Source organism: Kitasatospora sp. NPDC018619 (assembly GCF_044391605.1).
In the GTDB taxonomy this organism is placed as follows: Bacteria; Actinomycetota; Actinomycetes; order Streptomycetales; family Streptomycetaceae; genus Kitasatospora.
In genome coordinates this window covers 16,201-42,430 of the sequence record NZ_JBISAI010000004.1, presented here as the reverse complement: position 1 = coordinate 42,430, position 26,230 = coordinate 16,201, and the positions used below count along the sequence as shown (strand labels likewise).

Below are 26,230 nucleotides of genomic sequence, written 5' to 3'. Positions count from 1 at the left end.
GCTAGCGCTTTGTCGATTTGTTGCGGAAGTCTGTCTTCCGGCGTCGCAGCCCGTAGGTGTTCGTCCCGCGGACGAACCCCGCACCACCTGATCGACCTCTGTCCGACAAGAACAGCTTCCGGAGGCACCCATGGCTCGCACCCCCACCCGTCGAACAGCCCGGCTCCTGCTGGCCGGCCCACTCGCGGTCGGCCTGCTGCTGGCGGGCGCCGGTGCCGCCGCCGCCGACGAGGGTGCGGGTGCCGAGGGCTCCTCCAACGCCGGGGTGGTCTCCGACACCGGCACCGGCAACGTGTTCGGCGGGGTCGACGGCAACCACGTCTCGACCCAGCAGACCGCCGTCGGCTCCGGTGCCTCGAACCAGGACAACACCGTCGCGGTGAAGGACAACACGGGCACCGTCCAGGCGGGCCAGGGCAACAAGGACGTCAACGTCGTCGTCGCCCCGACCTTCAACTGACCGGCCGCACGGCCGGGTGACGGCACCGGGCACCACGGAAGGCGGGGGCGCCGGACGTGGGAGGCCGCGGCTGGGCTGAGCAGCCGGGGCGGGCCCGGGCCTGATCCGCAGACGGCCGGGACGACCGGAACGGCTCGAAGGGAGACCGAGTCACCGACGCATCAGACCAGAGGGAACAGCGCAATCGACCGGCCGGCGGAAAGGGTCACCGCGGAACCGGTCCCGTGGGCGGTGCCGCCATCGGCACCGCCCACGGGTGCGTCCGGAGCCCTGCGCCCGGGGCCCGGAGCCGTCCACCGAGGGCCCGCGACCGGAGCCGTGGGAGCCCGGCGGTACGGTTGCGCTCCGACAGCGCACCCACGCGTCCGGGCCCCGGAAGGACCGGCCCGGCCGGGGCGGCGACCGCGGCAATCGGAAGGAAGGGTGTGCGATGGCGGCGGAGGAGGAGGGCCTGACCGGCCCGGGCGAGACCGGGCCCGTCCCGGAGACCGGACCGGCACCGGCGGCGGACGCGCGCCCGGAGCCGTCGTCCGACCCGCTCCACGAGCACCGCCCGGGGCCCCGGTCCGTCCCCGAACTGCTGCTCGGACGCCCGCCGATGGCCCGCCCGCTGCCGTCCTTCGACCACGAGGCCGCCCCCGCCGAGCCCGGCCCGCTGTTCGTGGACTGGCTCGCCACCGCGCTGCACGCCGGGGTGCTGGACCCGCAGGCCTTCACCCTCTCGACCGTCGACGCCGACGGCATGCCGGACGCCCGGGTGCTGGTGCTGCGCGACGTCGACGCGGCCGGCACCGGCTGGAACTTCTCCGCGGCCGCCGACAGCCCCAAGGGCCGCCAGCTGGCCGACCACCCGGCGGCCGCGCTGACCGTCTACTGGCCGCAGCTGGGCCGCCAGGTCCGGGTGCGCGGCATGGTCGAGCGCGCCGCCGACCTGGTCGCCGCCGCCGAGTTCGCCACCCGCTCGCCCGCCGCCCGGGTCGGCGCGCTGGTCGGGCGGCAGAGCGAGCCGCTGGGCTCTGTCGCCGAGTACGACGAGGCGGTGGCCGTCGCACGCCGCCGGTTGGAGGCGCACCCGGACGCGGTCGCGCCCGGGCACGCGGTCTACACCCTGTGGGCGCACGAGGTGGAGTTCTGGCAGGGCGACGCCCAGCGCCGGCACACCCGCCTGCGCTACACCCGCACCGGCCCGGTCAGCGCCCCGGAGTGGTCGCGCACCCTGCTCTGGCCGTAGCGCCGTAGCGCCGTAGCGCTGCGGCCCCGCGCGCGCTACCGCCGCCCGGTCAGCGTGGCGCCCACGCTGGCCGCGACCACGCAGCCGATCCCGGCCAGCTGCGGCATGCCCAGCAGCTGGCCCAGCACCACCAGCCCGACCAGCGCGCTGACCGCCGGCTCCAGGCTGACCAGCACGCTGAACACCCGCTGCGGCATCCGTCGCAGCGCGGTCATCTCCAGCGCGTACGGGATCACCGGCAGCAGCAGCGACACCCCGGCCACCGCCGCGAGCAGCGCCACCGGCGAGGCGCCGGGCTCGGTCAGCCCGTGCCAGGCCTGGCCGAACCCGAACGGCGCCAGCGTCAGCGCGCCGACCGTCATCGACACCGCCAGGCCCTGGAACCCCTGGAAAGCCGCGCCGACCTTGTCGGTGAACAGGATGTACAGCGCGTAGCAGGCGGCCGCCCCGAAGGCGTACAGCAGGCCGACCGGGTCGAGCGACCCGCCCCCGTCCCCCTCGCCGAGCAGGGTCAGCAGCACCACGCCCGCAGCCGCGAGCAGCGCCCAGAGCAGGTGGCTGGCGCGCCGCGCGAAGACCAGGGCGACGGCGAGCGGGCCGAGGAACTCGATGGTCGCGGCGGTGCCCATCGGCAGCCGGTCGATCGCGCCGGCGAACAGGAAGGTCATCCAGGCGGAGGCGACGCCGAGCAGCGCGGCCGCGGCGAGGTCGCGCGGGCGCTTGTCGCGCAGCTTCGGCCGGGTGACGGCGAGCAGGATGACGGCGGCGAAGCCGAGCCGCAGGAAGGTCGTGCCGCTCACGCCGAGCGGGCCGAACAGCGGCTTGGACAGCGCGATGCCGGTCTGCACCAGGAACATCGCGGCCAGACAGAGAAGCGGCGCCGGGATCCGCTCCGGGCGCCGCAGGCTCTTGCCGAACCGGCCGGTGGTCCGGCCGGGCCGGACTCCGGGTGGCGCCGAGGGGCCGGAGGCCCCACCTCGTCGCCAGCTGCCCCGCTCGCCGGCAGGCTCGCCCTTGGGTGCGGGCGGCATGGCCAGGGCCTCGGCGACGGCGGCGGCCGACGACGAGGCGGTGGGGGTTTCGCTGGTATGGGAGGTGGGCATAGTCGTGAGTTTGCCGTAAGGAGTGATGAAGCAGCAAGCTCGTTACAAAAATCGGGACGGATACGGACGGGTGCGTCCGAAAGGGTGGACTCGCGAGGGCGCTGCGGCGTGGTTGCCGCAGGGGCCCGACGGTCCGTCAGTAACAAGGCGGGGTGCGCCATCTCCGTCCTGTCTCCCTGCTCGCCGCCGCCCTCGTGCTCCTGCTGGCCACCGGCGGGGCGGGTGTGGACGCCGAAGCCGTCGCCCCGGCCGCCGTCGCGGGCCCCCGCATCAGGGCCGTCACCCTGCCCGACCGCTCCGGACCGCCCCGGGTCCGCGACACCTGGAGCGGCCCCGCCTTCGACGCCTGCACCGCACCACCGGTCGAGACCCTGAAGGCCTGGCGCGGCGCCTCCCCGTACGGGGCGCTCGGCATCTACACCAGCGGCTCCCAGCGCGGCTGTGCCCAGCCGCGGCTCACCGCCGAGTGGGTGCGCCAGGTGCGGGCGCAGGGCTGGCGGTTCCTGCCGGTGCACGTCGGCCTCCAGGCGCCGTGCGCCGACCCGGGCCGCAAGCCCCGGCGGATCGACCCGGCGACGGCCGTCGAGCAGGGCCGCGAGGAGGCGGGCGAGGCCGCCCGGGCGCTGCGCGCGCTCGGGCTGGGCGAGGGCAGCCCGGTCTACCTGGACATCGAGGCCTACCCGGTGCACGACCCGGCCTGCGGCCAGGCCGTGGTCGACTTCACCCTCGGCTGGACGGCGGGCCTGCACGCCGCCGGCTACCGCTCCGGCTTCTACTCCAGCCTCGACTCCGGCGTCGCGGACCTCGCCGTCGCGGCCCGGGCCGGCAGCTCCCCGCTGCCCGACGCCCTCTGGTACGCCCGCTGGGACGACCGGGCCGACACCGACGGCTCCGGTGGCCTCGCGCCCGACCTCTGGAGCTCCCACCAGCGCGTCCACCAGTACCACGGCAACGTCGAGGAGACCTTCGGCGGTGCCACCCTCACCGTCGACCGCAACCACGTGGACGGCCCGACCGCCCGCTGAGACCCGCCGGTAGGGTGTCCCCCGGTCGACCACGGGGGGAGCGGCATGGCGAACGGCCAGGGGTACGGCGGCACCGGCGGGTACGGCGCGCCGCCGCCGCAGGGCCCGTACGGGCAGACGCCGTACGGGCAGGGCCCCGCCCCGCGGAACCCGTACGCCCCAGGCCCGCACGCCCAGGACCTGTACGCCCAGGACCCGTACGCCGGGAACCCGTACGCCCGGCCGGTGCCGCCGCAGCAGCCGTACCCGGCCGTGCCGCAGCCCCCCGCCCGTCCCGTCGCGCACCAGCCGGTTCCGGCACCCCAGAGCGCAGCCCCCCGCCCCGGGCCCGCCGGCCCCGGCGGTTTCCCCGGCCCCGCACCGCGCCGCAACCGGTCGGCGGTGCTGGCCCAGTTCCTGCTCCAGTGGATCTACGCCCCGCTCTGGATCCTCGGCCTGGTGCTCCTCTTCGTCCTCCTGCTCCTCGCCGACAACGCCGGCGTGTCCGGCCCGAGCTCCGACGGCTGGCTGAAGGTCAACCGCAGCTTCATCCCGCCGCGCCGGCTGCGGGCCGAGCTGACCGGCCGCCCGGAGGACTGGGAGCGCTACGTCACCCCGGTCCTGGCGCGCCGGATCGCCGCCGCCGAGGCCTCGTACGCGGCCGGCGACGGCGAGGTGCAGCCCGACCTCGGCCGGGTGGTGCGCACCGGGCTCCCGTTGCGGCTCTACCGGGGCCTCGGCGCGTCCGGCGTGGTGCGGCTGGCCGAGCGGTACGGCTGGCACGGCTCGGCCGCCGGGACGGACGCCGGGCACGTCCGGCTCGCCCGCCACTTCCCCGCCCCGGCCGTCCTGGACGCCCCCTCCCCGCAGGGCCCGCCCGCCGCCCCGGGCACCCCGTGGGGGCCGCAGCCGGTCCGCTTCGCGCCGCTGCTGCCGTTCGTGTTCCTGCTCCAGCTCGTCTACGTCCCGGTGTACGGCCTGCTCACCTTCTGGGTGAGCCGCCCCGAGCCCGACCACTGGGACCGCTGGGGCGCCCGCTGGACGGTCGGCCCGCGTGCCTTCCGCGCCGAGTTCACCAACAGCCCCGCCGCCTGGGACCGCCACATCCGCCGCATCCTCGCGCGCGACGAGGGCCGCCTGCCCGAGAGCGCTCCGGTGCACCGCGTCCACCTCAAGCGCGCCACCTACCGCGGCGCCGGTGCCCACCGGGCCCTGGCCATCGCCGCCGAGCACGGCTGGGCTCTCGATCCGGCCTACGCACCCGACCCGGCCAACTCCCTGCGCCTCCACCGCCCCCGCCGCCCCTGACGGCGGCACCGCGGCGCCGCCCGGACCGGGACGCATCCGTGATCCGCGCAACGGGGCCGGGATACTGACAGCGGGGGGTGGGAGCGGCACAATCGGGCACGTCCGCGCTCATTACCGCCCGGTAGGTGTCGCGGCGCAGCCGCCAGTGCCGCCAGGTCAAGGAGGACCCGTGTTCAGCACGATGCAGGACGTCCCGCTCACCGTCACCCGAATCCTGGAGCACGGGTCCACGGTCCACGGCCGGTCGACCGTGAGCACCTGGGACGGAACCGGCCCGGTCGTCCGGACCTACGCCGAGGTGGGCGCCCGCGCCGCGCAGCTCGCCTGGGCCCTGCGCGACGAGCTCGGCTGCACCGACGCGAGTGTTGTAGGGACGTTGATGTGGAACAACGCCGAGCACCTGGAGGCGTACCTCGCCGTCCCCTCGGCGGGCGCGGTGCTGCACACGCTGAACCTCCGGCTGCCCTCCCAGCAGCTGTCGTTCATCGTCAACCACGCCGCCGACCGCGTGATCATCGTCAACGGCTCCGTCCTGCCGCTGCTCGCCGCCGTCCTGCCGGACCTCGCGCCGACCCTCAGGCACATCGTGGTGAGCGGCCCCGGCGACCGCTCGGTGCTGGCCGGCTTCGCGGGCGGGGTGCACGACTACGAGGAGCTGATCGCGGGCCGGCCCACCGAGTACCCGTGGCAGCGCGACATCGACGAGCGGCGGGCCGCCGTGCTCTGCTACACCTCCGGCACCACCGGGGACCCGAAGGGCGTGCTCTACAGCCACCGCTCGGTCTACCTGCACTGCCTCCAGGTCAACACCGGCGACAACTTCGCCTTCACCCCGCGGGACACCGCGCTGCCGGTGGTCCCGATGTTCCACGTCCAGGCCTGGGGCATCCCGCACGCGGCCTTCATGTCCGGCGCCAACCTGCTCATGCCGGATCGTTTCCTCCAGCCCAAGCCGATGGCCGAGATGATCGCCGCCGTCCGTCCGACCGTCAGCGCCGCCGTCCCGACCATCTGGGCCGGGCTGCTGGGCGAGCTCGACGCGGGCGACTACGACACCTCCAGCCTGCGCATGGTGGTCATCGGCGGCAGCGCCTGCCCGCCCTCCCTGATGAAGGCCTACGAGGAGCGCCACGGTATCCGGGTGCTGCACGCCTGGGGCATGACGGAGACCTCCCCGCTCGGCTGCTTCGCCCAGCCGCCGGGCGGCCTCACGCCCGAGGAGGAGTGGCCGTACCGGATCACCCAGGGCGTCTTCCCGGCGTCCGTCGAGGCCCGGCTGATCGGCCCGGGCGGCGAGCGGATGCCGCACGACGGCGTCTCGGCGGGCGAGCTGGAGGTGCGCGGCCCGTGGATCGCCGGGGCGTACTTCGGCGGCGCCGGGCAGGACCCGGTCCGCCCGGACGACAAGTTCTCCGAGGACGGCTGGCTGCGCACCGGCGACGTCGGCACCATCACCTCCGACGGCTACCTGACCCTCACCGACCGGGCCAAGGACGTCATCAAGTCCGGCGGCGAGTGGATCTCCTCGGTGGAGCTGGAGAACGCCCTGATGGCCCACCCCGACGTGGCCGAGGCCGCCGTGGTCGCCGTCCCGGACGAGAAGTGGGGCGAGCGCCCGCTGGCCACCGTGGTGCTGCGCCCGGGCGCGACCGCCGGGCTGAGGGAGCTGCGGGCCTTCCTGGGCGAGCGGATCGCCTCCTGGCAGCTGCCGGAGCGCTGGTCGATCGTGGAGTCGGTGCCCAAGACCTCGGTCGGCAAGTTCGACAAGAAGGTGATCCGGGCCAGCTACGCGGCCGAGGAGCTGGACGTCACGGTGCTCGGCAAGGAGTGACCGCGCCCCGCGGCCGGTGACCGCGCGAAGGGCCGGCCGCCTCCGACGGACGGGGGCGGCCGGCCCCCGGCACGCCACGGGGTGCGGCGCGCCTCAGCCGGCGGCGGCGACGCCCGCCTCGCCCATCGCGCCGATCCGTCCGAGCAGGTCGACGATCCGGGACTGGACGTCCTCGCCGGTCGAGCGCTCGGCGAGGAACAGCACCGTCTCGCCGGTGCGCAGCCGGGGCAGTTCGCGCGGGTCGAGGTCGACCGAGGTGTAGACCACCAGCGGGGTGCGGTGCAGCCGGTCGTTGGCGCGCAGCCAGTCCAGCAGGCCGACCCGGCGGCGGCGGATCTGGAGCAGGTCCATCACCACCAGGTTGGGCTGCACGCTGCTGGCCCGGGCCACCGCGTCGTTCTCGTCCACCGCGTGCTCGACGTGCATGCCGCGCCGCTCCAGGCTGCTGATCATGGCGGCGGCGATGTCCGGGTCGCCCTCGACCAGCAGCACCCGCGGGGCGTGCTGCTCGCCGTCGCGCGGCGCGAGGGCGCGCAGCAGGACGGCCGGGTCGGCCCCGTAGGCGGCGTCCCGGGTGGCCTGGCCGAGGCCGGCGGTGACCAGCACCGGGATCCGGCGGTTGAGCGCCGCGGTGCGCAGCGACTGCAGCGCGGTGCGGGTGATCGGCCCGGTCAGCGGGTCGACGAAGAGGGCGGCCGGGAAGCCGGGGACCTGGGCGTCCACCTCCTCGCGGGAGCGGACGATCACCGGCAGGTAGCCGCGGGCCTGGAGGGCCTGATGGGTGGCCGGGTCGGGCTCGGGCCAGACCAGCAGCCGACGGGTGTTGGCCAGCTCGCCGGTCGGGGCCGGGGGCTGCTCGGCGCCGGGGCGTTCCCCGGCGGGCGGGAGCTCGGCCATCGGGCGCGGCGAGGGCCGGGCGGCGTCGGCCGGGGCGCTCGGCTGCGGGACGGCGGCGGGCACCGGGCCGAGCGGGCGCGGCGGGGCCAGCTCGCCCAGGCCGGTGCCGACCGGGCGAGGGGCGGCCGGTTCCTCGGCGGTGGGCCGCCCGGCGCGGGCGGGCGCCAGCGCGGTGCCGGGCTGCCCCTGGCCGGCCGGGGCGGCGGTGTTCACCAGGGCTTCCGGGTCGGGCCCGGGCGGTACGGCCAGCCGGCGGCGGCGCCCGGTCGGGGCGGTGGCCGGCTCGGGCGGTGCGGGCGCGGGGCCGACCGGCAGGGCGTGCTCCAGGCCGGGGTAGACCGGCGTGTCCGCGGCCCCGGGCAGGGCGAAGCCGCCGGAGGACTCCTCGGTGGAGGGCAGCGCGCGGCGGCGGCGGTGCTTGGTCTCGCCCGCGGCCTGCTCCTGGGCGGCCTCGGCGGTCGGAGTGCCGCCGGGCGGAGTGCCGTCCGGGGCGGCGGAGGGCGCGGGGGCCGGGCCGAGCGCCAGCGGTTCGCGTCCCGCGGGGCGGTTCGGCTGCGCCCGGTGGCCCTCGACGGGCACGGCGTAGGCGGGGCCGGAGCGGCCGTCGTCCTTGCCCCACGGGTCGCTCTGGGCGCCGTCCGGTCCGGCCAGGCCCTGGCGGCCGTACGCGGGGTCGTTGCCGGTGCCGTTCCACTGCTCGGGGACGGCCCGCTCGACCCGGGCGGGGGCGTTCGGCCACTGGTCGGCCGGGATGTCGGGGGTGCCGGGGGCGTCGGCGGCGTCGGTGGCCGGGCGGCCCCGGCGGCCGCGGCGCTCGGCGGGGGGCTCCTCGGTGGGCGCCTGCTCCGCGGCGGGGGCCTCCGGGGCGTCGGTGCCGGGCTGCTCCTCGGCCGCCGGGGCCTCGGCGGGCTCGCCGCCGCTGGGCAGATGCGGGATGCCCGGGAGCTCGGGCAGGACGGCGCTGTCGGTCTCCTTGGGCCGGTCGGAGCGGCCCTCGGCGGCGGCACGCTCGGCGGCGGCCTTCGCGGCGGCGGGGTCCAGCGGCAGCTCGACGACGTACGTGGTACCGGCCTTGCCGGGCAGCTCGTGCGGCTGGAGCACGCCGCCGTGCCGCTCGACCACCGTGCGGGCTATCGGCAGGTGGACGGGGCTGCCGCCGACGCCGGGGCCGCGGACCTCGACCCGGGCCACCTCGCCGCGCTGGGCGGCGGCCAGGACGACGGTCGGCGGCTCGGGGGCGGGCGGCAGCGCGGGCGCGGCGGCGCTGTTCAGCCCGGGCACGGCCAGGCCGGGGGAGGCGGCGGCGGGGGCGTCCAGCGCCAGCCCGACGCCGCTGACGTCGGCGACGAGGTGGGCCAGCGCCTGGGCCAGCCGCCGCTCGTCGGCGATCACCTCGACCGCGGCGGCGTGCACCGAGAACCGCACCCGGCCGGGGCCGACCAGCTCGCCGGCCTCCTCGACGGCCCGGCGGACCACCGTGTCCAGGCCGACCGGCACCCGGGCCGCGGCCTTCCGCCCGTCCTTGCCGTCCTTGCCGCCGTCCTTGCCGGGCTTGGCCTCCTTGCCGTCCCTGGCCTCGGGGGCGGCGCTCTCGCCGGCCTCGCAGCGCTGGTGGTCGAGCACCCCCTCGATCAGCTTCCCGAACCGGCGGCACTCGGCGGCCAGCCGGCGCAGCGTCCAGTTGGCCTCCGGCCAGAGCTGGCCGGCCGGGTCGGCGGCGAGCGCGTCGAGCCGCTGGTTCAGCGCGGTCAGCGCACCGCCCAGCTCGCTCTCCAGCACGGCGGTGAGGTGCTCGTTGCGGGCGACCAGGGCGAGTTCGCGGCTGCGGTCGGTGAAGGTCATCACCGCGCCGACCAGCTGGTCGCCGTCCCGGACCGGGGCGGTGGTGAGGTCGACGGTGACCGGCCGACCGTCCTTGCGCCACAGCACGGTCCCGCGCACCCGGTGCTTGCGCCCGGAGGTCAGGGTGTCCAGCAGCGCGGACTCCTCCAGCGCCAGCGGGGTGCCGTCGGCCCGGGAGTGCTGGATCAGCGGGTGCAGCTCGCGCCCGCCCAGCTCGCTCGCCCGGTACTCCAGGATGTGCGCGGCGGCCGGGTTGACCAGCACGCAGCGGCCTTCGAGGTCCACGCCGAGCACGCCCTCGGCGGCGGCGCGCAGGATCATCTCGGTCTGCTTGTGCTGGCGGCGCAGCTCGGCCTCGACGCCCAGCCGGCCGGAGAGGTCGCGGACCAGCAGCAGGAGCAGGTCGGAGGAGGAGGGCGAGTTCTCGCGGTACGGCTCGTACGGGGAGCGGGCGTAGCCGCGGCCGTCGCCGTCGTCGGCGAAGTCGTTGCCGGAGACCTCGACCGGGAAGGTGGTGCCGTCGGTGCGGTGGGCGGTCATCCGGACCGGGCGGTCGAGGGCGTCGCCGTCGCGGGTGGCCGGGCGCATCGAGCCGGGGATGCGGCTGGGGTCGAACTCGGGCAGCAGGCCCAGCACGCCCATGCCGACCAGGGAGGTGCCCGGGGCCTGCAACGCCTGGACCGCCGCGCTGTTGGCGTCCACGACGGTGCCGTTGCTGTTCACCAGCAGCAACGCGTCGGGCAGGGCGTCGAGTATGGCGGCGAGGCGAGCAGCGCCTCGGATCGGCCTGCTGCTCACGTCGACAGGTCTCCTCGGCTCGGGGCAGCTCCTCCGGAGACGGCAGTATCTCATTCTTCTTTGCGGCGGGGACGACCCGCCTAGTAACGTTGGCGGTGGTTGGTGCCGAGCCCCACGGTTGTGGCATCATCACTGACACACGGAACGTCTCCGCTCGCGCGGGTACGGTCCCTGTGGGGAGGCTTCGCCTAGTCCGGTCTATGGCGCCGCACTGCTAATGCGGTTTCGGGGTTATTCCTGATCGAGGGTTCAAATCCCTCAGCCTCCGCCAGTCGGGAGCCCCCGTCGACGATCTCGTCGGCGGGGGCTCTTCGCGTTCCCGGACGCGTTCCCGGACGCGTTCCCGGACGTGCCGCCGGACGCGTGCCGGGGCGGTCCGGCGGGGCCCCGGGAGCGGCCGGGAGGGCCCGGATCAACCGATTTCGTCCTGCGCCGCAGGTCATGTAATGTTGTCCCCGCAACGCCCCGGAGACAACGTTCACCAGGGCGGGCGCTCATAGCTCAACGGATAGAGCACTTGACTACGGATCAAGAGGTTGCAGGTTCGAATCCTGCTGAGCGCACCAATCTCCGCAAGATCGGGTTCGCCCGTTCCTTGCGCTCATAGCTCAACGGATAGAGCACTTGACTACGGATCAAGAGGTTGCAGGTTCGAATCCTGCTGAGCGCACCATCGAGAAGCCCCCGGCCGTCGGCCGGGGGCTTCTCGCGTTTCCACCGGAGGCCCGCCGAGCGGCTCGAACACAGGCCTCGGGTGGCTGGTGCCGTTCCGGCGGCCGGTGCCCGCCGGATGGGTCCTGAGCTGCCGTTCCCGCGTCCGTTCGGGTGGTGTCGACTGCCGCCGAATGGATGAGATGCAGTTGTTTCGGGTACATCCCGTCCTGCCGCCCGGATGACCGCCGAACGGGTGGGAGACGGCCGGAGTCCCAGGTGTCGCAGGATGCCCGGCCCAGGATCGTGATTCCTTTTTGTCCGATCTTGTGCAGACTGCCCACCTTTCGGCAGCCGACCGCGAAGGAGAGCCGGATGAGCCGACAGTTTCCCCGTACGGCTGTCGCCCTGGCCGTCCTCGCGAGCGGGCTGCTGACCGTGTGGAACGCCCCGCTCTCGGCGGCCCGGCAGTCCCCCGAGACGTGGTCCGCCGAGCACCGGGCGGTGCTGCCCTCCGGGCTCTCGGTCCGGTTCGACGTCGACCCGGCCCCGGGCACGCGCGTCACCGCCGAGCCGGGCGTCCTGGCGGGCGGCTCCGCAGCCGACGGCCCCGGGGCCCGCTACGCCGACGGGATGCGGCCGGGCGATCCGGCGCAGGCCTTCGGCCTCGTCCCCGACCGTCCCGAGGCGGACGGTTCCTGGCGGACCGTGGGAACGCTGCGGCTGGACTTCTCCCGGCCGGTCCGCAACCCCCGGCTGCACCTCAGCGGCCTGGCCGCGCTCGCCACCGGGAGCTCCGGCAGCACCAGCACCGCGGCCCGGCTGACCCTCACCGGCGGCTCGCCGTCCGCTCCCACCCTGGTCGACCGCACCGACTGGTCCGGCTGGACGGTCGACGGCAACGTGCTCGCCCCCGCGAGCCCGGACGGAGCCGCCGACGGCGACCCGGGCTCGGCCGCCGAGGGCTCGCTGGAGCTGGCCGGGACGGTCCGCACCGCGGTGTTCCGGGTCGAGGAGCGCTCCGTCGCCCGGGCCGGCAGCACCACCGCCCCGCCCGTGCTGCGCCAGGCCTACACCGTCACCGTGGACGAGGAGGTCGGCACCGCCCCGCAGGCCTACGGCAACGCCTCGCACGTGGTCTCCGACCTCTTCCTGGGCGCCGCCGCCGGCCCGGCGCGCAGCGGCGGGGGCCGCTCCGCCGGGGCGCCGGGCAGCGGGCCGGCGGTCCGGCCCGACGGCGGGGCGGCCCCGCGCAGCCCCTTCGCCGGCCCGCGGACCAGGCTCCAGCCCGGCCGCGGCGAGTACCAGGGCGCCGACCCGTCGCTCGTCTTCCCCGCCGAGGCCGCGATCGGGCGCTACTACCGGCTGACCGTCCCGGTCGCCGTCGGCGACCAGCCCGCGACCCTGGCCGGCTGGATCGACTTCGGCCGCACCGGCCGCTTCGATCCCGCCGAGCGGGTGCAGACCGAGGTCCCGGCCGGCGCCGGCACCGCGACCCTGGAGTGGACCGTCCCGCCGGGCGCCGCCTCGGGCGAGACCTGGGCCCGGCTGCGGATCGGCCGCGACGCCGGACAGCTCGTCTCCTCCGGCGGCTTCGCCGACTCCGGGCAGGTCACCGACCAGCTGATCAAGCTGACCGTCGGCGCCGCCCGGCCGGAGATCGCCGAGCCGGCCGAGGCCGCCGTCCTCGCCGACGCCCGCCCGCGGGTCAGCGGCGGCGGCGCGGTCTCCGGCGCCACCGTGGAGGTCCGGGAGGACGACACCGTGCTCTGCCGGGCGATGGTCGGCAGCGGCGGCGACTGGTCCTGCCGCCCGGACACCGCGCTGGCCGCCGGCCCGCACTCCCTCACCCCGGTGGAGACCACCAGGGGCGGGGTGGTGCTGCGCGGCGAGCCGGTCATGGTCACTGTGAAGACCGCGCCGCCGGGCGTCCCCACGCTCACCGTCCCCGCGTACACCAACGACCCGGGGCTCCGGCTCACCGGCACCGGCGAGGCGGGCAGCACCGTCTCGGTCCTCGACCAGGGCTCCGCCGACGAGCTGTGCATCACCGGGGTGCCGGCGGGCGGCGAGTGGTCCTGCCTGCCGGTGGAGGAGCTGGCGGACGGGAAGCACCTGCTCACCCCGGTCGCGGTGGACGTCGCGGGGAACCGGACGACCGGGCAGCCGGTCGCGCTGGTCGTCGACACCGGGCTGCCGGCCCGGCCGGTGCTCACGTCGCCGGCCTCGGGGGAGACGCTGCGGGTCAGCCGTCCGAAGCTGGTCGGCCGGGCCGATCCGGACGCGAACGTGCTGGTCACGGCGCAGGCCGGGGCGGGCTCGGAGTCACAGCGGCGGACGGTGCTGTGCGGGGCGACGGCGGCGCTCGACGGGAGCTGGGCCTGCACGGCCAACCGGGACCTGGCGGACGGGGAGCAGTGGCTGGTCGTCACGGCGACCGACCGGGCGGGCAACGAGGCCTCGGCGGCGCCGGTGCCGGTCCGGGTCGCCACGGCGGAGGCCGTGCCCAGCCCGGCGGCGCCGAGCCCGACGGCTTCGGGTGCGGTGGCGCCGAGTGCGACGGCCTCGACCGCGGCCTCGGCCTCGGGGACGTCGAGCCCGGTGGCCGCGGGCCCGACGGCAACGGCAACGGCGACGGCGACGCTGACGGCCACGGCCACGGCATCGAGTCCGGCGTCGGCCGCCTCGTCGGCCCCGTCCGCGGTGGAGGTGCCCGCGGTGGTGCCCGCGGTACTGCCGATCGCGGTTCCGGCGGCGGGCGCCCGGCCGCTGACGGCCGCTCCGGTGGCGACCGGATCCCCGGCCGTGCCGACCGCGGCGCCGTCGGCGGCACCGCCGGTGTCCGCGAAGGCGACGCCGCGTGCCTCGGCCCCCGCTACACCGGCCGCGGCCACCGCTTCCACCAGGCCCGTCGTCCCGAGCCCTGCTCCCGCGGTGTCCGCCTCCCCGGCCCCGGCCACCGGCCCCGGCCGCTCGCCGGCGGCCGGCGCCGCGGTGGCGTCCGCCCCCGCACCGGCCGGTCCGGCCGACGCGGCCGGGCCCGCCGAATCCGCCGGGCCCGCCGGGTCCGCGCCGCGGCCGTTGGCGGCGCCCCCGGTGGGGGCCGCGCCCGGCACACCCGAGCCCTCCGGGGCGACCCGCTGGCGTGGTGGGCTCGCCGGAGTCCTGCTGGTGCTCACCGGCCTCGGACTGATCACCCGCCGGGTGTTCGCCCGCAGGCCCGGTGATCCTCGGCGCTGAACGGCGCCGAACTGTCCCGACCATCAGTTCATGTGCCTGCGCGTCAGGTCAGCTTTGGATCATTCGTCAGTAAATGTCGACACACCTCGGTTCAAATGTCGCATTTGATGACGTATGAACTTAGCCTGACCCTGGCACTGCCCGTCAGATCCGGGCCGCCCGTTGCGCGACACACAGACCCAGAGGATCCGTGCATGGACGTCACCCGCGATTCTTCGCAGCGACCCGACCCCCTGCCCAAGGCGCTCCCGCCCGCACTGCCGGAACGTTCCGCCTCCGGCTCCAGCCGGCTGGCCAAGGCCACCGTCAGGGCCGTCCAGCAGAGCGGCCCGGCCGACGCCGGCCCGGCGACCACCCCGCTGGCCGTCCTCCCGAGCCCCGCCCCGGCCGTCGGTGCCGGCCCGGAGGACCTGCTCGACCCGCTGGAGACGGCCGCTCCCGAGACCGTCGAACTCCCGGATCCGGTGACGGCCGCCGCCCCGGCCGCCGCCACCTCCCGGCGCCCGCCCCGGGCCGACCAGGCGCTGCGCGAGCACCGCGCCGCCTCGCTGCCCGGCTGGATCGCCCTGCTGGCGGTGCTGATCGGGGTGGCCGGCGTGCTGTTCGTCCTGCTGCGCACCGGTGTCATCCCGTACTGGGACGCGCTGCCCGACCTGCGCGGCAGCGCCTCGCGGGAGAGCGGCCAGGTCGAGGTGGACGCCCAGTGGATCGCCGGGGCGGCCGCGGCCGGCCTGCTGGTGATCTGCGCGCTCGCCGGGCTGCTGGCCAACGCGGGCGGCGAGACCCGGGTGCTGACCCGGTGGGGCCGCTACCGGGGCACCGTCCGCCGGGCGGGCCTGGTCTGGGTCAACCCGCTGCTGCGCCGTCGCCGGGTCGACGTGCGGCTGCGGCACTGGCGCAGCGAGTCGGCCAAGGTGGTGGACCGCACCGGCACGCCGATCGTCGTCCGGCTGCTGATCGTCTGGCGGGTCAAGGACACCGCGCGGGCGCTGCTGGCGATCGAGGACCACGAGAGCTACCTGCGCGAGCAGGTGCAGGCGGTGCTCACCCGCACCGCCTCCACCCTGCCCTGCGACAGCAACGCGGCGCCCGGCCCGGCGCTGCGCGACGGGCAGTGGTTCGCCGACGAGATGACCAGGGCGCTGGCCGCCGAGGTCGCCCCGGCCGGCCTGGAGGTCTACTCGGTGCAGCCGCTGGCCCTCGACTACGCGCCCGAGGTGGCCGAGTCGATGCGCCGGCGCCGGCTGGCGGACCTGGACGCGGGCCTGCGCACCGTCCTGGTGGACGACGCGGTGGAGGCGGCGGCGCTGGCCGTCCGCCGCCTGGAGCGGGCGACCGCGCACGAACTGGACGAGGCCGCCCGCAGCTCGCTGATGGAACAGCTGCTGGTCGCCTTCGTCGCCCCGGCCGGAGTGGCCGCCTCGGTACCGCCCCCGGCCGCCCGTGCCGGACGGAAGGAAGGACGACCCGCATGAGGATAGCCACCGGTGCGTACGCCGGATCCCGGACCGGAGCCGAGGGCGATCCCGGCCTGATCGGTTTCGAGGAGCGCCTCGGCAGCATCCCCGCGATCGCGGGCTGCGGCTGCCCCAACTGCGTCGTCCGGCCGCGCTCCGCCCGCTCCGCGGCGGCGGTCGGTGGCGGCCGAATACACCGGGCGGTGCGGAGCACCTGCCTGGCCACCACCGTGCTGGCGGGCGCCGGCGTCGTCGGCCTGACGGCCGGCGCCGGATCCGCGCACGCCGCGGCCGGCAAGCAGGGGTGGGACGGCTCGAAGTACTGGTTCAAGAGCGGCTCCGGCGAGTGGCGGTGGACCAGCCACTACGACGTCTACGCGAGCCGCACCGGAAGCTCCGGCGGCTCGGCCGGCTCCGCCGCCCAGTCCGCGTCCAACGGCCCGGCCTCCTCGGCCGGGATCCGCCAGGGGTGGGACGGCTCGAAGTACTGGTTCAAGAACGGCTCCGGCGAGTGGCGGTGGACCAGCCACTACGACGTCTACGCCAGCCGCACGGGGGCCTCCGGCGGGGGTTCGGCCCAGGCTCCCGCGCAGCCCGCGCCCCCTGCGGGCCGGCCCCCGGCGAACACCGCCCCGGCCTCCGGGAACCTGGAGTCCGCGATCGACTACGCGCTCGCCCAGCTGGGCAAGCCGTACGTCTGGGGCGGCAACGGCCCGTCCGGCTACGACTGCTCGGGGCTGGTCCAGCAGGCCTACCGGCGTGCGGGGATCAGCCTGCCGCGGGTCGCCGACGACCAGTACGCGGCGACCACGCCGATCGGCTCCGGGCAGCTGCGCCGCGGCGACCTGGTGTTCTGGTCCGACAGCGGCCGGGCCTCGGGCATCCACCACGTGGGGATCTACCTCGGCGGCGGCAAGTTCGTGGAGGCTCCGCGGCCGGGCACGACCGTCCGGATCTCCACCCTCAGCCCGGGCTACTACCCGACCCACATCGGCCGGCCGTAGGACTCCTCCCGGCGCACGGCGCGCGACGGGCCCCCGGCCGCCCCTTCCGGCCGCCGGGGGCCCGCCCGCGTGCCCGGGCGGGGCGGGCTCAGGCGGAGGCGGCGTCCAGCAGGGCGGTCTGCTCCGGGGTGAGCTTCAGGACCGCACCGGCCAGCAGCGGCGGGAGCTGCTCGACGGTGCGGGCGCTGGCGATCGGGGCGGCGACGGTCGGACGGGCGGCGAGCCAGGCCAGGGCGACGGAGGCGGGCTCCACCCCCTGCTCGGCGGCGACGGCGTCCAGCGCCTCCAGCACCCTGGGCCCGCGCGGCTCGGCCAGGTAGCGGGCGGCGCCCTCGGCGCGGGCGCTGTCCACACCGGCGGCGCCCGGGCGGTACTTGCCGGTCAGGAAGCCGGAGGCCAGCGCGTAGTACGGGACGGTGGCCAGGCCGTGCTCGGCCACCACCTCGGCCAGCGGGCCCTCGAAGGTGCCGCGCGAGACCAGGTTGTAGTGCGGCTGGACGGCGACGTACTTCGCCAGGCCCTCGCGCTCGGCGAAGGCCAGCGCCTCGGTGAGCCGCTCGGCGGAGATGTTGGAGGCGGCGACGGCCCGGACCTTGCCCTCGCGGACCAGCTCGTCCAACGCGGTGACGAACTCCTCGACCGGGGTGTCGTCGTCCCGGTGGGTGTAGTAGAGGTCGATCCGCTCGACGCCCAGGCGCCGCAGCGAGTCCTCGGCGGCGGCCTTGATCGTGGCGGCGCCCAGGCCGCTGCGCTCGGCGAGCATGCCGACCTTGGTGGCGATCACGATGTCCTCGCGGTTGCCGCGGCTGCGCAGCCAGTTGCCGATCACCGTCTCGGACTCGCCTCCGGTGTTGCCCGGGGCCCAGGAGGAGTAGACGTCGGCGCTGTCGACGAAGTTGCCGCCGGCCTCCGCGTAGGCGTCCAGCACGGCGAAGGACTGCTGCTCGTCGGCCGTCCAGCCGAAGACGTTGCCGCCGAGGGCGAGCGGGAAGACGGACAGGTCGGAGGTGCCGAGGCTCACCCGGCTGTGGTTTCCGGTCATGACGCCAGTCAACCCGACGCCGCCGCCCGGCATTCCGGCGGCCCGCGCGCCGCGCCGAGCTCTCGTCCCTCCAGTCGCACGCGCGGGTGGTGCGGCCCGCGTGACGGGGGTCCGGGGTGTGCCCGGGGTGGCCGGATTCGTTAGAGTCCGTGCCATGGCTGACAACGACTACGACCCCGCCGGCAGCACCCAGATGTTCCGGGCGTTCGTCGACGAGAGCCCGGCGCCCCAGGCCCCGGGCAACGTTTCCACCTACGGCAGCAGCAAGGGCGGCAGCCGCACCGGCGTGATCGCGCTGGTCGCCGTCGTCGTGCTGGTCGTCCTGGGCGGCGTCGTCTGGCTGGCGGTCAAGTGACCCTCGCGCGGGTGACCCTCGTCCGGGTCACCCGCGCGACGGGAGAGGAACGCCTCAGCAGGGCTTGCGCCAGGCGTTCAGTTCGAGCTTCTTGCGCATCGAACTGAAGCCCAGCGACCTGGCCTTGGCGCAGAACTGGTCCGTGTCGAGCTTGTACTCGACGTGGAAGACCGCCTTGCCCGCCTTGACGAACGGCGCGACCCGGTCGCACTCGTCGAACTGCGCGCACTCCTCGTTGACCGCGAAGTCGAAGTCCGGGAGCAGCGCCGGGATCTGGTCCAGGTCGTTCTTCAGACCGATGGCCAGCCCGCGCTCGTGGGCGAGCTGCGCCAGCATCCGGTTGTAGCGGAGCTGGTCGTCCGCGGTCAGCGGGAAGCCGCTGTTCTGGTTGTAGGCCTCGATGGTGTCCGGTTCGACGGCGTCGAAGCCCTTGCTCCGGCACATGTCGAAGCGGGCGGCCATCAGCGGCCTCAGCTGGTCGAGCTTGCGGATGTCGAACCACTTCTCGCCCTTCCAGCCGGTGTCCGAGCCCTGGAGGGACTTGGCGAAGGCGGCGGAGTCGGGGCGGAAGTCCTCCCAGGAGCCGGCGTTGATGTAGCAGATCACCTTGCGGCCCTTGGCGTGCAGCGCGGCCACCACCGAGGCGTCGTTCTCGAAGCCGTCGATGTCGTAGACCGGCACGTCCACCGACTGGTCCACCCCGCCGCCCAGCTGCCACTGCCAGGCCAGGCCGGGGGTGGGCTGCCAGCGGGCGCCGGCCGGCGGCGGCGCCGGGTTGCCCGGAGGGGTGCCGGTCCCCGGCGGGGGTGCGGGTGGCACGGTGGTGCCGGGCGTGCCCGGGGGCGGGGCGGTGGCACCCGGGGTGGTGGGCGCGGTGCTCGGCGTGCCCGGCGCGCCGGTGCTCGGGTCGGGGGTGCCGGGGGTGGTCGGCGCGGTGGCCGCGGGAGTGGGGCTCGCAGTGCCGTCGGCCTGGTCCTGGTCGTCCTCCGATCCCGAGCTGCTGCACGAACTGACCAGCAGGGCGGTGGCGGTGGCGGCGGCCAGGGCGGCCGGAAGTAGCCGGTTGCGGCGGTTCACGGTAGTCGGGCTCCGGATCGGGTCAGGTCAGTTCGGCGGCGTTCAGGCCGTACGGCAGGGTGCGCCAGGGGTTCTCCCCGGCTCCCGGTACGGCGCAGCCGACGCCGGCTCGCCGGGCGGCGATCAGGGCGGCGGCGTCCTGGGCGTGCTCGGCGGGGACGTCGTAGACCAGGTGGCAGAAGCGGGAGGCCGCGTGCCGGCCGGTCCACAGCGGCAGCGACATGGAGCGGTAGGCGTCCCAGTCGCCCTCGAAGGTCACCAGCAGGTCGGCCAGGCCGACTTCGGCGTAGCCCGGGTCCGGGTGCTCGCCGTGGCCGAACACCACGGTGCCGCAGCCGGCCGCGCGGGCGGCCGTGGCCAGCCGCCGGTAGTGCGCCAGCGCGCCCGGGTGGGTGGCGACCTGGTCGAGGTAGACGCCGGTGATGCCGTGCCGCTGGCGGTACGTCAGGATGTCGGCCACCACCGCCGCGTGCGGTCGGCGGCCGTAGTCGGTGTCGGCGTACCCGACCAGCGGGAGCCCGGCGGCGCGCAGTTCGTCCGCCGCCTCGGCGAAGACGTGGTCCGGGAGCTCGCCCGGGCCGTCGGCGAGGTTGAGCACCACGGCGGCGATCCTGGCGGGGTCGGCGGCGGCGACCGCCTGCCAGGCCGCCGGGTCCACCGCGGGGTGGACGTACAGCGGCACCAGCAGGCGGCCGTCGGGGGTCTGCCCGGTGGTCATGCGACCACCGGGTCGGGCGTCGGCCCGGCGGTGCCGAGCCAGAGGTCGCGCAGGGTGTCGGCGAGGTCCGTCCGCGGGTGCCAGCCGAGCTCCCGGGCGGCGGCCGACACGTCGGCCTGCTGCCAGGAGACCCCGGCCGAGCGCTCGGAGCCGGCCCCGCTCTCGTCGATCCGGCCGGTGTAGCCGGCCGCGGCGGCGAGCCCGTCGGCGATCGCCCGGACCTGCCGGGCCTGCCCGGAGGCCAGGTTGAGCACCCGGGGGAGCGGACGGTCGGCGGTGACGGCCAGGCCGACCGCCGCCGCCACGTCCCGGGCGTCGACGAAGTCGCGGTAGGCGGAGAGGTCGCCCACCGTGATCACGCCGGCGGTGCCCTCGGGCGCCACCCGGCGCAGCTCGGCGGCCAGCCGGCCGGGCAGCGAGCCCGCCGGTGCGCCGGGGCCGACCGGGTTGAACACCCGCAGCACCACGGCGTCCAGCGGCGAGCCGGCCACCGCGAGGGAGCCGGCCAGCTTGGTCGCGCCGTACACGCCGACCGGGCGGGCGTCGGCGTCCTCGGCGAGCGACTCGCCGCGGGCGCAGACGCCGTACTCGCCGGCCGAACCGATGTGCACCAGGCGGGCCTTCGGGGCGCCGAGGGAGAGCGCCTCGCAGAGCACCGCCGGGCCGCGGGCGTTCACCTCGGCGAGCTTGACCGCGCTGCCGGCCACCGCGCCGGCGAAGTTGACCACCGCGTCGGGGGCCAGGGCGGACAGTTCCTCGCCGAGCGGGCCGGCCTGGGCGGTGGCCAGGTCCAGCCGGAGGTCGTGGGCGGGCCGCCGGCCCGCGGTCAGCACGGTGGCACCGGGCAGCGACCGCAGGACGGCGGTGGCGTGACGGCCCAGGAAGCCGTCGCCGCCGAGGAGCAGTATTCTCACGCGGCCCGTCCGTCGCTCTCGACGCCCGCGGCGGCGGGCTCGGTGGGCACGTCGTCCGGGGCGGTGCGGGCGGCCGGGATCGGCAGCTCCGCGACGCCCGGCGCGATGCCGGTGGACTCGAAGGGCATCAGGACCGGACGGATCGTGGAGAACTCGGCGTTCGCCCGGTCGTAGTCGTCGGGCCGACCGATGTCCAGCCAGTAGCCGCCGAACTCGTAGGCGGACGGCGGGGTCCCGGCGGCCAGCAGGTCGAGCACCAGCTCGTCGAAGCCCAGCGGCAGGCCGGGGGTGTACGAGGCCAGCGCCGAGCGCGAGACGCCGTACACGCCCATCGAGACGCGGTAGTCGATGCTGGGCTTCTCCTGGAAGCCGGTGATGGTGCCCGCGTCGGAGGTCAGCACGCCGAAGTCGATCTTGACCTGGCGGGCGTAGGTGGCGATGGTCAGCGGGGCGCCGGACGACTCGTGGTGCTTGAGCACCCCGGCGAAGTCCAGGTCGGTCAGGATGTCGCCGTTCATCACCAGGAAGTGCTCGGGCAGGCGCTCCTGCATGGTGAGCAGCGGGCCCATGGTGCCGAGCGGGCTGTCCTCGACGGCGTAGCCGACCCGCAGGCCCCACTGGGAGCCGTTGCCGACGTAGGCGCGGATGATGTGGCCGAGATGGCCGATGGCCAGGGTGACGCTCTCGAAGCCCGCGGCGGCGAGCTGTCGCATCACGATCTCCAGGATCGCGTGCTGGTCGCCGATCGGGACGAGCGGCTTGGGAAGCGCGGTGGTGTACGGGCGGAGACGGACGCCCTTGCCGCCGGCCAGGATCACTGCGTGCATGGTGTTTCCCCCACGGAAAGGATGTGCAGGACACGAACCTTGGTTACCAGGACGAGCAAGCTCGGTAGGGCGGTCAGACGTTGTAGATGTCGGTCTTGTAGCGGGCCAGGTTGGCCGGGTCGCGGAAGAACTCGATGGTCTGCTCCAGGCCCTGCTCCAGGGTGAAGGCCGGGGCCCAGCCGGTGGCCTCGCGCAGCCGGGTCGCGTCCGCGACCAGGCGCATCACCTCGGAGTTGGTCGGGCGGATGCGCTGCTCGTCCTCCTTCACCACCAGGTCGACGCCCATCAGCTTGCCGACCAGGGTGACCAGGTCGCCGACCGAGATCTCGCCGCCGGTGCCGGCGTTGAACGTCCGGCCGACCACGGTCTCGGCCGGCGCGGTGCCCACCGTGCGGAAGGCGTTGGCGGTGTCCTTGACGAACATGAAGTCGCGGGTCGGGCGCAGGTCGCCGAGGGTGATCTCGGTCTGGCCGGCCGCGACCTGGGCGATCACGGTCGGGATGACGGCGCGCATCGACTGGCGCGGGCCGAAGGTGTTGAACGGGCGCAGGGTGACGACCGGGGTCTCGAAGCTGGCGTGGTAGCTGTCGGCCAGCCGGTCCCCGCCCGCCTTGGAGGCGGCGTACGGGGACTGGGTGTTGATCGGGTGGTCCTCGGTGATCGGCACGGTCTGCGCGGTGCCGTACGTCTCGCTGGTCGAGGTGTGCACCAGGCGGGGGATCTCCAGGTGGCGCACCGCCTCCAGCACGTTCAGGGTGCCGGTGACGTTGGTGTCCACGTACGAGTGGGGGGCCCGGTAGGAGTACGGGATCGCGATCAGGGCGGCCAGGTGGTAGACCGCCTCGGTGCCCTTGACCAGGCCGTTGACCGAACCAGGGTCCCGGACGTCGCCCAGGACGACCTCGACCGAGTCCAGCACCTCCTCGGAGAGGGTCTCCAGCCAGCCGAAGGACGAGAACGAGTTGTACTGGACCATCGCGCGGACGTGGTGCCCGTCGGCGACCAGGGTCTCGACGAGGTGGGAGCCGATGAAGCCCTCGGCTCCGGTAACCGCGACGCTGCTCATGCGGATTTCGCTTTCTCGATCTGCCGGGGCGGCCGGCGCGCGCTGTGGTGGCCGGCCGCCGTCGGCCCGGTGGACGTCTCAGGTGGGACGCGTACGGCGGTGCACGCGAAGGAAGGCGTGCGGGATATTCGATGTGACCAGCGGTGCTGGGTGGTGCGTGTTCAGCGGTGCTGGGTGGTGCGGCCGAGCGCGGGCCCGGCCAGTGCGGTGAGGACGAGGGCGGCCGCCCCGCAGCCGGTCAGCTGCAGGACGATCGGGTCCGCACCCGCCAGCAGCCCGGCGCTCTCGGCGACCGCGGCGGCCAGACAGACGAGGGCGGTGCTCCAGCTGAACCCGAAGGCGTTCAGCAGCAGCGCCAGCCAGAGCGAGCCGCCGAGGAGCAGCATCGCGCCCAGCTGCGGCACGCCGAGCGCGGGGGCGCCGGGCCACAGCACGGTCGCGGCGGCGTCCAGCGCGGCCACGGTGGTGAGGTAGATGAAGAGGCAGCCGAGCAGGATCGCGCCGGTGCGGCGGGCGAACTGTCCGCTGGTGTGGCTGGTGCGCAGCGCGGCCACCGCCAGCGCCCGGTAGCGGAAGAGCAGCCACTCGGCGAGGCCCAGGCTGAGCGTCAGCGCGATCATGGCCGGCCCGGTCGGGGTGGTCGAGGCCTCCTGCGCGGGGTGGCCGCCGGTCAGCACGGCCTGGTGGAGGGTCTCGCCGAGGCCGGCGATCAGCGTGAGCGCGCCGCAGGCCAGGCCGAACAGCAGGTGCGGGACCTCCTGGCGGACCGGCAGCCGCGGCCCGGCGGACTCGCGTTCGCCGCCGCGGATGCAGACCAGCAGTTCCCGGGCGGCCAGGCCGACCGCCAGCACCAGGGAGGCGAGCAGCACGACCGTCCGGACGAGCTGGGGGACGTCCGCCGCCAGCACCACGCCCGCGCCCACCGAGGCCGGGGCCAGCGCCAGCAGCAGGAACTTCTCCCGCCCGAGCACCAGCAGCACGGTGGCCGCGCCCAGGTAGCAGGACTGCCCGGCGGCGAAGCACAGCGCGCCGAGCGGCCCGCCGACGACGTACGCGGCGGCCGCCGCGACCAGCGCGCCGGCCGGGGCGCCGACCGCCAGGCAGACGGCGGCCTCGCGGCGGCGCAGCCGGCCCAGCCAGCGGTAGGAGCGGTGCGCCAGGGCCTGGTTGAAGCCCCAGCTGACCAGCGTGGCGACGGACAGCGCGAGCATGCCCGAGGGCAGGCCGAAGCGCATCCGGGTGGTCGCGAACAGGTTGGCGCCGAGCAGGTAGCCGAGCCCGGGCAGGGCGAACACCAGGCCGCGCACCACGCAGCGCCAGGGGTCGGCCCGCCAGGGGTTGGCGAACTCCGAGCTGGGGCCGGGGTAGCGGCGCTCGACCTTCTCGAACAGCTCCTCGGCGACGGTGAAGGCGTCGGGGCGGCCGTACAGCAGGGCGGCCTGCTCGTCCGAGAGGCCGTCGGACTCCAGGAAGGCCGCGATCTCGTACGGGTGGACGGCGTCGGCGCAGACGTCGCGCAGGCGCTCGGCGAGCTCGTCCAGCGGGTCGGCGGAGAGGTAGAGCGAGTCCTCGGGCTCCGGCTCCGGCGGGGCGGGGCGCCGCCGCTTGAGCGGCAGGGCGCGCAGCTGGACGGTGTGCTCGGGGCCGGCCTCGTCCGGCACCAGGCGCAGGGGGCCGCTCATGCGTCCACCTCGCGGGAGGCTCGCCTTCCGGCGGTTCGCTCGCTGCGCTCGCTCATGCGCCCGCCTCGCTGCTCGGCGGCCGCTTCGCGGGACGCGCGCCTACCGACGGTTCGCTCGCTGCGCTCGCTCACGCACCCACCTCGCTCGGCTCGGGGCGGGCGGCGGCCAGCTGCTGGTCCCAGTCGGGGCTGGGGACCTGGTCGGTGACGGCGACGACGCCGCCGGGCATCCAGCGTGCGGTGCCCAGGAGTTCGGTGTAGATGCCGCGGAAGCCGTCGATGTTCTGGCGGAGGGTGAACTGCTCGATCACCCGCAGCCGGGCGCCCTCGCCGAGCCGGGCGCGCCGTTCGGGGTCGCGCAGCAGCTCGATCGCGGCGGCCGCCATCGGTTCGGGTTCGCGCGGCGGGACGACCAGTCCGGTGTCGCCGACGGCCTCGCGCACGCCGCCGACGTCGGTGGAGACGGTCGCGCGGCCGCAGGACATCGCCTCGATCAGGGTGAACGGGAAGCCCTCGCTGATGCTGGAGAGCATGACCACGTTGCCCGCCGCGTACGCGTCGGTGATGTCGGCGACGCGGCCCTCGAAGGCCACCGAGTCGGCTATGCCGAGCTCGGCGGCCAGGGCTATGCAGCGGTCCCGGTACGCCTCGCCGCCTTTGGGGGTGCCGCCGAAGAGCCGCAGCCGCGCTTCGGGGATCTCCCGTCGGACGATGGCGAAGGCCCGGATCAGCGTCTCCAGGTCCTTGATCGGGTCGACCCGGCCGGCCCAGCTGAGGGTCGGGGTCTCGGGCTCGGGGCCGGCCGGCGGGAAGGCCGCCGGGTCCACCCCGTTGTAGACGGTGCGGATGTGCGAGGAGGGTGTGCCGCCGCGCTCCTCCCAGCGCCGGTTGTACCGGTTGCCGGGGGTGACCAGCGCGGCCTGCCGGTAGCTCTCCTCGGCGAGCATCCGGTAGAAGCCGAGCAGCAGCGCCTTGACCGGCCAGCGGTAGGGGCCGGTGCGGTAGCCGAGGTAGCGCTCGCGCAGGTAGATGCCGTGCTCGGTGAGCAGAAACGGTACTTCGTACTGCTGTGCGGCGATCAGCCCCGGCAGGGTGGCGAGGCCGCCGCTGGCCGCGTGCGCGACGCCGTCCTTGGGCGGCTCGACCGAGAGCGGCCGCAGGGCGTGCTCCAGCAGGTCGGTGGCGTTCAGCGCGTCGTGCAGGGTGGGCCGGGAGACGGCGGTCGGCAGGTAGTCGCGGGTCCAGACCTGCTGGAGGGTGCGCAGCGCCCGCTCGCTGCGCAGCGCCGGGCTGAGCAGGCCGTGCCGGGCGAGGTCGGCGAAGTTGTACAGCTCGGTGCCGAAGTGGGTGGTGTAGACGGGATCGAGGATGGAGTGCAGGAAGCGCTCGTACGCGTTGAGGAAGCGCCGCATCTCCTTGCCGCGGGGCGGGCGGCCTTCCGAGGCCGGGCCCCACAGCGGTGCGGTGGTGACCGACCGCACGTTGGCGGGCAGTTCCCAGGCCAGCGGCTCGTGGCCCGTTCCGGTGACGGCGATGACGTCGAACTCGACGTCCGGCATGCCCTGGACGAGCTGGTCGCACCAGACGCTCACGCCGCCGTGCTGGTGCGGATACGTCCCCTCGGTGAGCAGGGTGACGCGCATTCCTGTCCCCCCTCCTGTTCTTGCGTCGGTTCCGGTCTGGATGACCGGAACGGGAGCCGTGGCGGGGCCGGGCCGGGCGCC

At 75.5% G+C, this 26,230-nt stretch carries 18 protein-coding genes, 3 tRNA genes and 1 pseudogene; 12 read left to right on the top strand and 10 right to left on the bottom strand.

What is annotated here, in order from left to right; translation table 11 throughout:
- Nucleotides 1-130 precede the first annotated feature (130 nt).
- Nucleotides 131-460, top strand: coding sequence for a hypothetical protein (locus tag ACH5AR_RS07415; protein WP_396300408.1), 330 nt, complete (start codon nt 131-133; stop codon nt 458-460).
- A gap of 430 nt (nt 461-890) precedes the next feature.
- A complete protein-coding gene (locus ACH5AR_RS07410) occupies nt 891-1,691 on the top strand; it encodes a pyridoxal 5'-phosphate synthase (RefSeq protein WP_396300407.1) in 801 nt (266 codons plus the stop codon).
- Between the two features lie 35 nt (nt 1,692-1,726).
- Here ACH5AR_RS07410 and ACH5AR_RS07405 read toward each other — a convergent pair whose 3' ends face one another.
- Nucleotides 1,727-2,794, bottom strand: a complete 1,068-nt coding sequence (locus ACH5AR_RS07405; RefSeq protein WP_396300406.1) for an EamA family transporter — start codon at nt 2,792-2,794, stop codon at nt 1,727-1,729.
- Nucleotides 2,795-2,946: 152 nt separating this feature from the next.
- Between ACH5AR_RS07405 and ACH5AR_RS07400 the strand changes: the two genes are divergently transcribed.
- From ACH5AR_RS07400 to ACH5AR_RS07390, 3 genes are all read left to right on the top strand, one after another.
- A complete protein-coding gene (locus ACH5AR_RS07400) occupies nt 2,947-3,819 on the top strand; it encodes a DUF1906 domain-containing protein (RefSeq protein WP_396300405.1) in 873 nt (290 codons plus the stop codon).
- A 45-nt stretch (nt 3,820-3,864) separates the two neighbouring features.
- Complete coding sequence (locus tag ACH5AR_RS07395) at nt 3,865-5,106, top strand: hypothetical protein (RefSeq protein ID WP_396300404.1); 1,242 nt, start codon at nt 3,865-3,867, stop codon at nt 5,104-5,106.
- Between the two features lie 169 nt (nt 5,107-5,275).
- Entirely contained in the window at nt 5,276-6,937 is a 1,662-nt protein-coding gene (locus tag ACH5AR_RS07390; RefSeq protein WP_396300403.1) for a long-chain fatty acid--CoA ligase, read from the top strand.
- 93 nt (nt 6,938-7,030) lie between these two features.
- Here ACH5AR_RS07390 and ACH5AR_RS07385 read toward each other — a convergent pair whose 3' ends face one another.
- A complete protein-coding gene (locus tag ACH5AR_RS07385) occupies nt 7,031-10,474 on the bottom strand; it encodes a PAS domain-containing protein (RefSeq protein WP_396300402.1) in 3,444 nt (1,147 codons plus the stop codon).
- A gap of 177 nt (nt 10,475-10,651) precedes the next feature.
- Between ACH5AR_RS07385 and ACH5AR_RS07380 the strand changes: the two genes are divergently transcribed.
- The 6 genes from ACH5AR_RS07380 (at nt 10,652) to ACH5AR_RS07355 (ending at nt 16,826) form a co-directional block, all read left to right on the top strand.
- Nucleotides 10,652-10,745, top strand: a tRNA-Ser gene (locus ACH5AR_RS07380).
- A 219-nt stretch (nt 10,746-10,964) separates the two neighbouring features.
- Nucleotides 10,965-11,040 (top strand) — tRNA-Arg (locus ACH5AR_RS07375).
- 31 nt (nt 11,041-11,071) lie between these two features.
- Nucleotides 11,072-11,147, top strand: a tRNA-Arg gene (locus tag ACH5AR_RS07370).
- Between the two features lie 353 nt (nt 11,148-11,500).
- Entirely contained in the window at nt 11,501-14,365 is a 2,865-nt protein-coding gene (locus ACH5AR_RS07365) for an Ig-like domain-containing protein (protein WP_396300401.1), read from the top strand.
- Nucleotides 14,366-14,559: 194 nt separating this feature from the next.
- A complete protein-coding gene (locus tag ACH5AR_RS07360; RefSeq protein WP_396300400.1) occupies nt 14,560-15,840 on the top strand; it encodes an SPFH domain-containing protein in 1,281 nt (426 codons plus the stop codon).
- The gene (locus ACH5AR_RS07355) at nt 15,837-16,826 is read left to right on the top strand and encodes a C40 family peptidase (protein WP_396300399.1); all 990 of its coding nucleotides are present in this window, start codon (nt 15,837-15,839) and stop codon (nt 16,824-16,826) included. Before ACH5AR_RS07360 ends, ACH5AR_RS07355 begins: the two co-directional genes overlap by 4 nt.
- An 88-nt stretch (nt 16,827-16,914) precedes the next feature.
- On the opposite strand, the gene ACH5AR_RS07350 is transcribed toward ACH5AR_RS07355, so the two are convergent.
- On the bottom strand, nt 16,915-17,868 hold the full coding sequence (locus ACH5AR_RS07350; RefSeq protein ID WP_396300398.1) for an aldo/keto reductase: 954 nt from the start codon (nt 17,866-17,868) through the stop codon (nt 16,915-16,917).
- A gap of 154 nt (nt 17,869-18,022) precedes the next feature.
- Between ACH5AR_RS07350 and ACH5AR_RS07345 the strand changes: the two genes are divergently transcribed.
- Entirely contained in the window at nt 18,023-18,223 is a 201-nt protein-coding gene (locus ACH5AR_RS07345) for a hypothetical protein (RefSeq protein WP_396300397.1), read from the top strand.
- A gap of 54 nt (nt 18,224-18,277) precedes the next feature.
- Here the strand turns inward: ACH5AR_RS07345 and ACH5AR_RS07340 are convergent, their stop codons facing one another.
- From ACH5AR_RS07340 to pelF, 7 genes and pseudogenes are all read right to left on the bottom strand, one after another.
- The gene (locus ACH5AR_RS07340; RefSeq protein ID WP_396300724.1) at nt 18,278-19,042 is read right to left on the bottom strand and encodes an endo alpha-1,4 polygalactosaminidase; all 765 of its coding nucleotides are present in this window, start codon (nt 19,040-19,042) and stop codon (nt 18,278-18,280) included.
- Between the two features lie 280 nt (nt 19,043-19,322).
- Entirely contained in the window at nt 19,323-20,018 is a 696-nt protein-coding gene (locus ACH5AR_RS07335; protein ID WP_396300396.1) for a spherulation-specific family 4 protein, read from the bottom strand.
- A complete protein-coding gene (locus tag ACH5AR_RS07330; RefSeq protein ID WP_396300395.1) occupies nt 20,015-20,932 on the bottom strand; it encodes an NAD-dependent epimerase/dehydratase family protein in 918 nt (305 codons plus the stop codon). The genes ACH5AR_RS07335 and ACH5AR_RS07330 overlap by 4 nt, the downstream gene beginning before the upstream one ends.
- Nucleotides 20,933-21,057: 125 nt before the next feature.
- A pseudogene (locus ACH5AR_RS07325) lies at nt 21,058-21,759 on the bottom strand (NDP-sugar synthase); the annotation flags it as partial.
- Nucleotides 21,760-21,832: 73 nt separating this feature from the next.
- Nucleotides 21,833-22,825 (bottom strand): SDR family NAD(P)-dependent oxidoreductase, encoded by a 993-nt coding sequence (locus tag ACH5AR_RS07320; RefSeq protein ID WP_396300394.1) that lies wholly within the window; start codon nt 22,823-22,825, stop codon nt 21,833-21,835.
- Nucleotides 22,826-22,986: 161 nt separating this feature from the next.
- Nucleotides 22,987-24,507 (bottom strand): hypothetical protein, encoded by a 1,521-nt coding sequence (locus tag ACH5AR_RS07315; RefSeq protein ID WP_396300393.1) that lies wholly within the window; start codon nt 24,505-24,507, stop codon nt 22,987-22,989.
- A 127-nt stretch (nt 24,508-24,634) separates the two neighbouring features.
- Complete coding sequence (pelF, locus tag ACH5AR_RS07310) at nt 24,635-26,149, bottom strand: GT4 family glycosyltransferase PelF (protein ID WP_396300392.1); 1,515 nt, start codon at nt 26,147-26,149, stop codon at nt 24,635-24,637.
- Nucleotides 26,150-26,230 lie beyond the last annotated feature (81 nt).

Coding starts and splice junctions, on each gene's coding strand:
- ACH5AR_RS07345 (WP_396300397.1), top strand. CDS start 18,023: ATGGCTGACAACGACTACGACCCCGCCGGCAGCACCCAGATGTTCCGG.
- ACH5AR_RS07395 (WP_396300404.1), top strand. CDS start 3,865: ATGGCGAACGGCCAGGGGTACGGCGGCACCGGCGGGTACGGCGCGCCG.
- ACH5AR_RS07355 (WP_396300399.1), top strand. CDS start 15,837: ATGAGGATAGCCACCGGTGCGTACGCCGGATCCCGGACCGGAGCCGAG.
- ACH5AR_RS07360 (WP_396300400.1), top strand. CDS start 14,560: ATGGACGTCACCCGCGATTCTTCGCAGCGACCCGACCCCCTGCCCAAG.
- ACH5AR_RS07350 (WP_396300398.1), bottom strand. CDS start 17,868: ATGACCGGAAACCACAGCCGGGTGAGCCTCGGCACCTCCGACCTGTCC.
- ACH5AR_RS07320 (WP_396300394.1), bottom strand. CDS start 22,825: ATGAGCAGCGTCGCGGTTACCGGAGCCGAGGGCTTCATCGGCTCCCAC.
- ACH5AR_RS07365 (WP_396300401.1), top strand. CDS start 11,501: ATGAGCCGACAGTTTCCCCGTACGGCTGTCGCCCTGGCCGTCCTCGCG.
- ACH5AR_RS07335 (WP_396300396.1), bottom strand. CDS start 20,018: ATGACCACCGGGCAGACCCCCGACGGCCGCCTGCTGGTGCCGCTGTAC.
- ACH5AR_RS07410 (WP_396300407.1), top strand. CDS start 891: ATGGCGGCGGAGGAGGAGGGCCTGACCGGCCCGGGCGAGACCGGGCCC.
- pelF (WP_396300392.1), bottom strand. CDS start 26,149: ATGCGCGTCACCCTGCTCACCGAGGGGACGTATCCGCACCAGCACGGC.
- ACH5AR_RS07415 (WP_396300408.1), top strand. CDS start 131: ATGGCTCGCACCCCCACCCGTCGAACAGCCCGGCTCCTGCTGGCCGGC.
- ACH5AR_RS07405 (WP_396300406.1), bottom strand. CDS start 2,794: ATGCCCACCTCCCATACCAGCGAAACCCCCACCGCCTCGTCGTCGGCC.
- ACH5AR_RS07315 (WP_396300393.1), bottom strand. CDS start 24,507: ATGAGCGGCCCCCTGCGCCTGGTGCCGGACGAGGCCGGCCCCGAGCAC.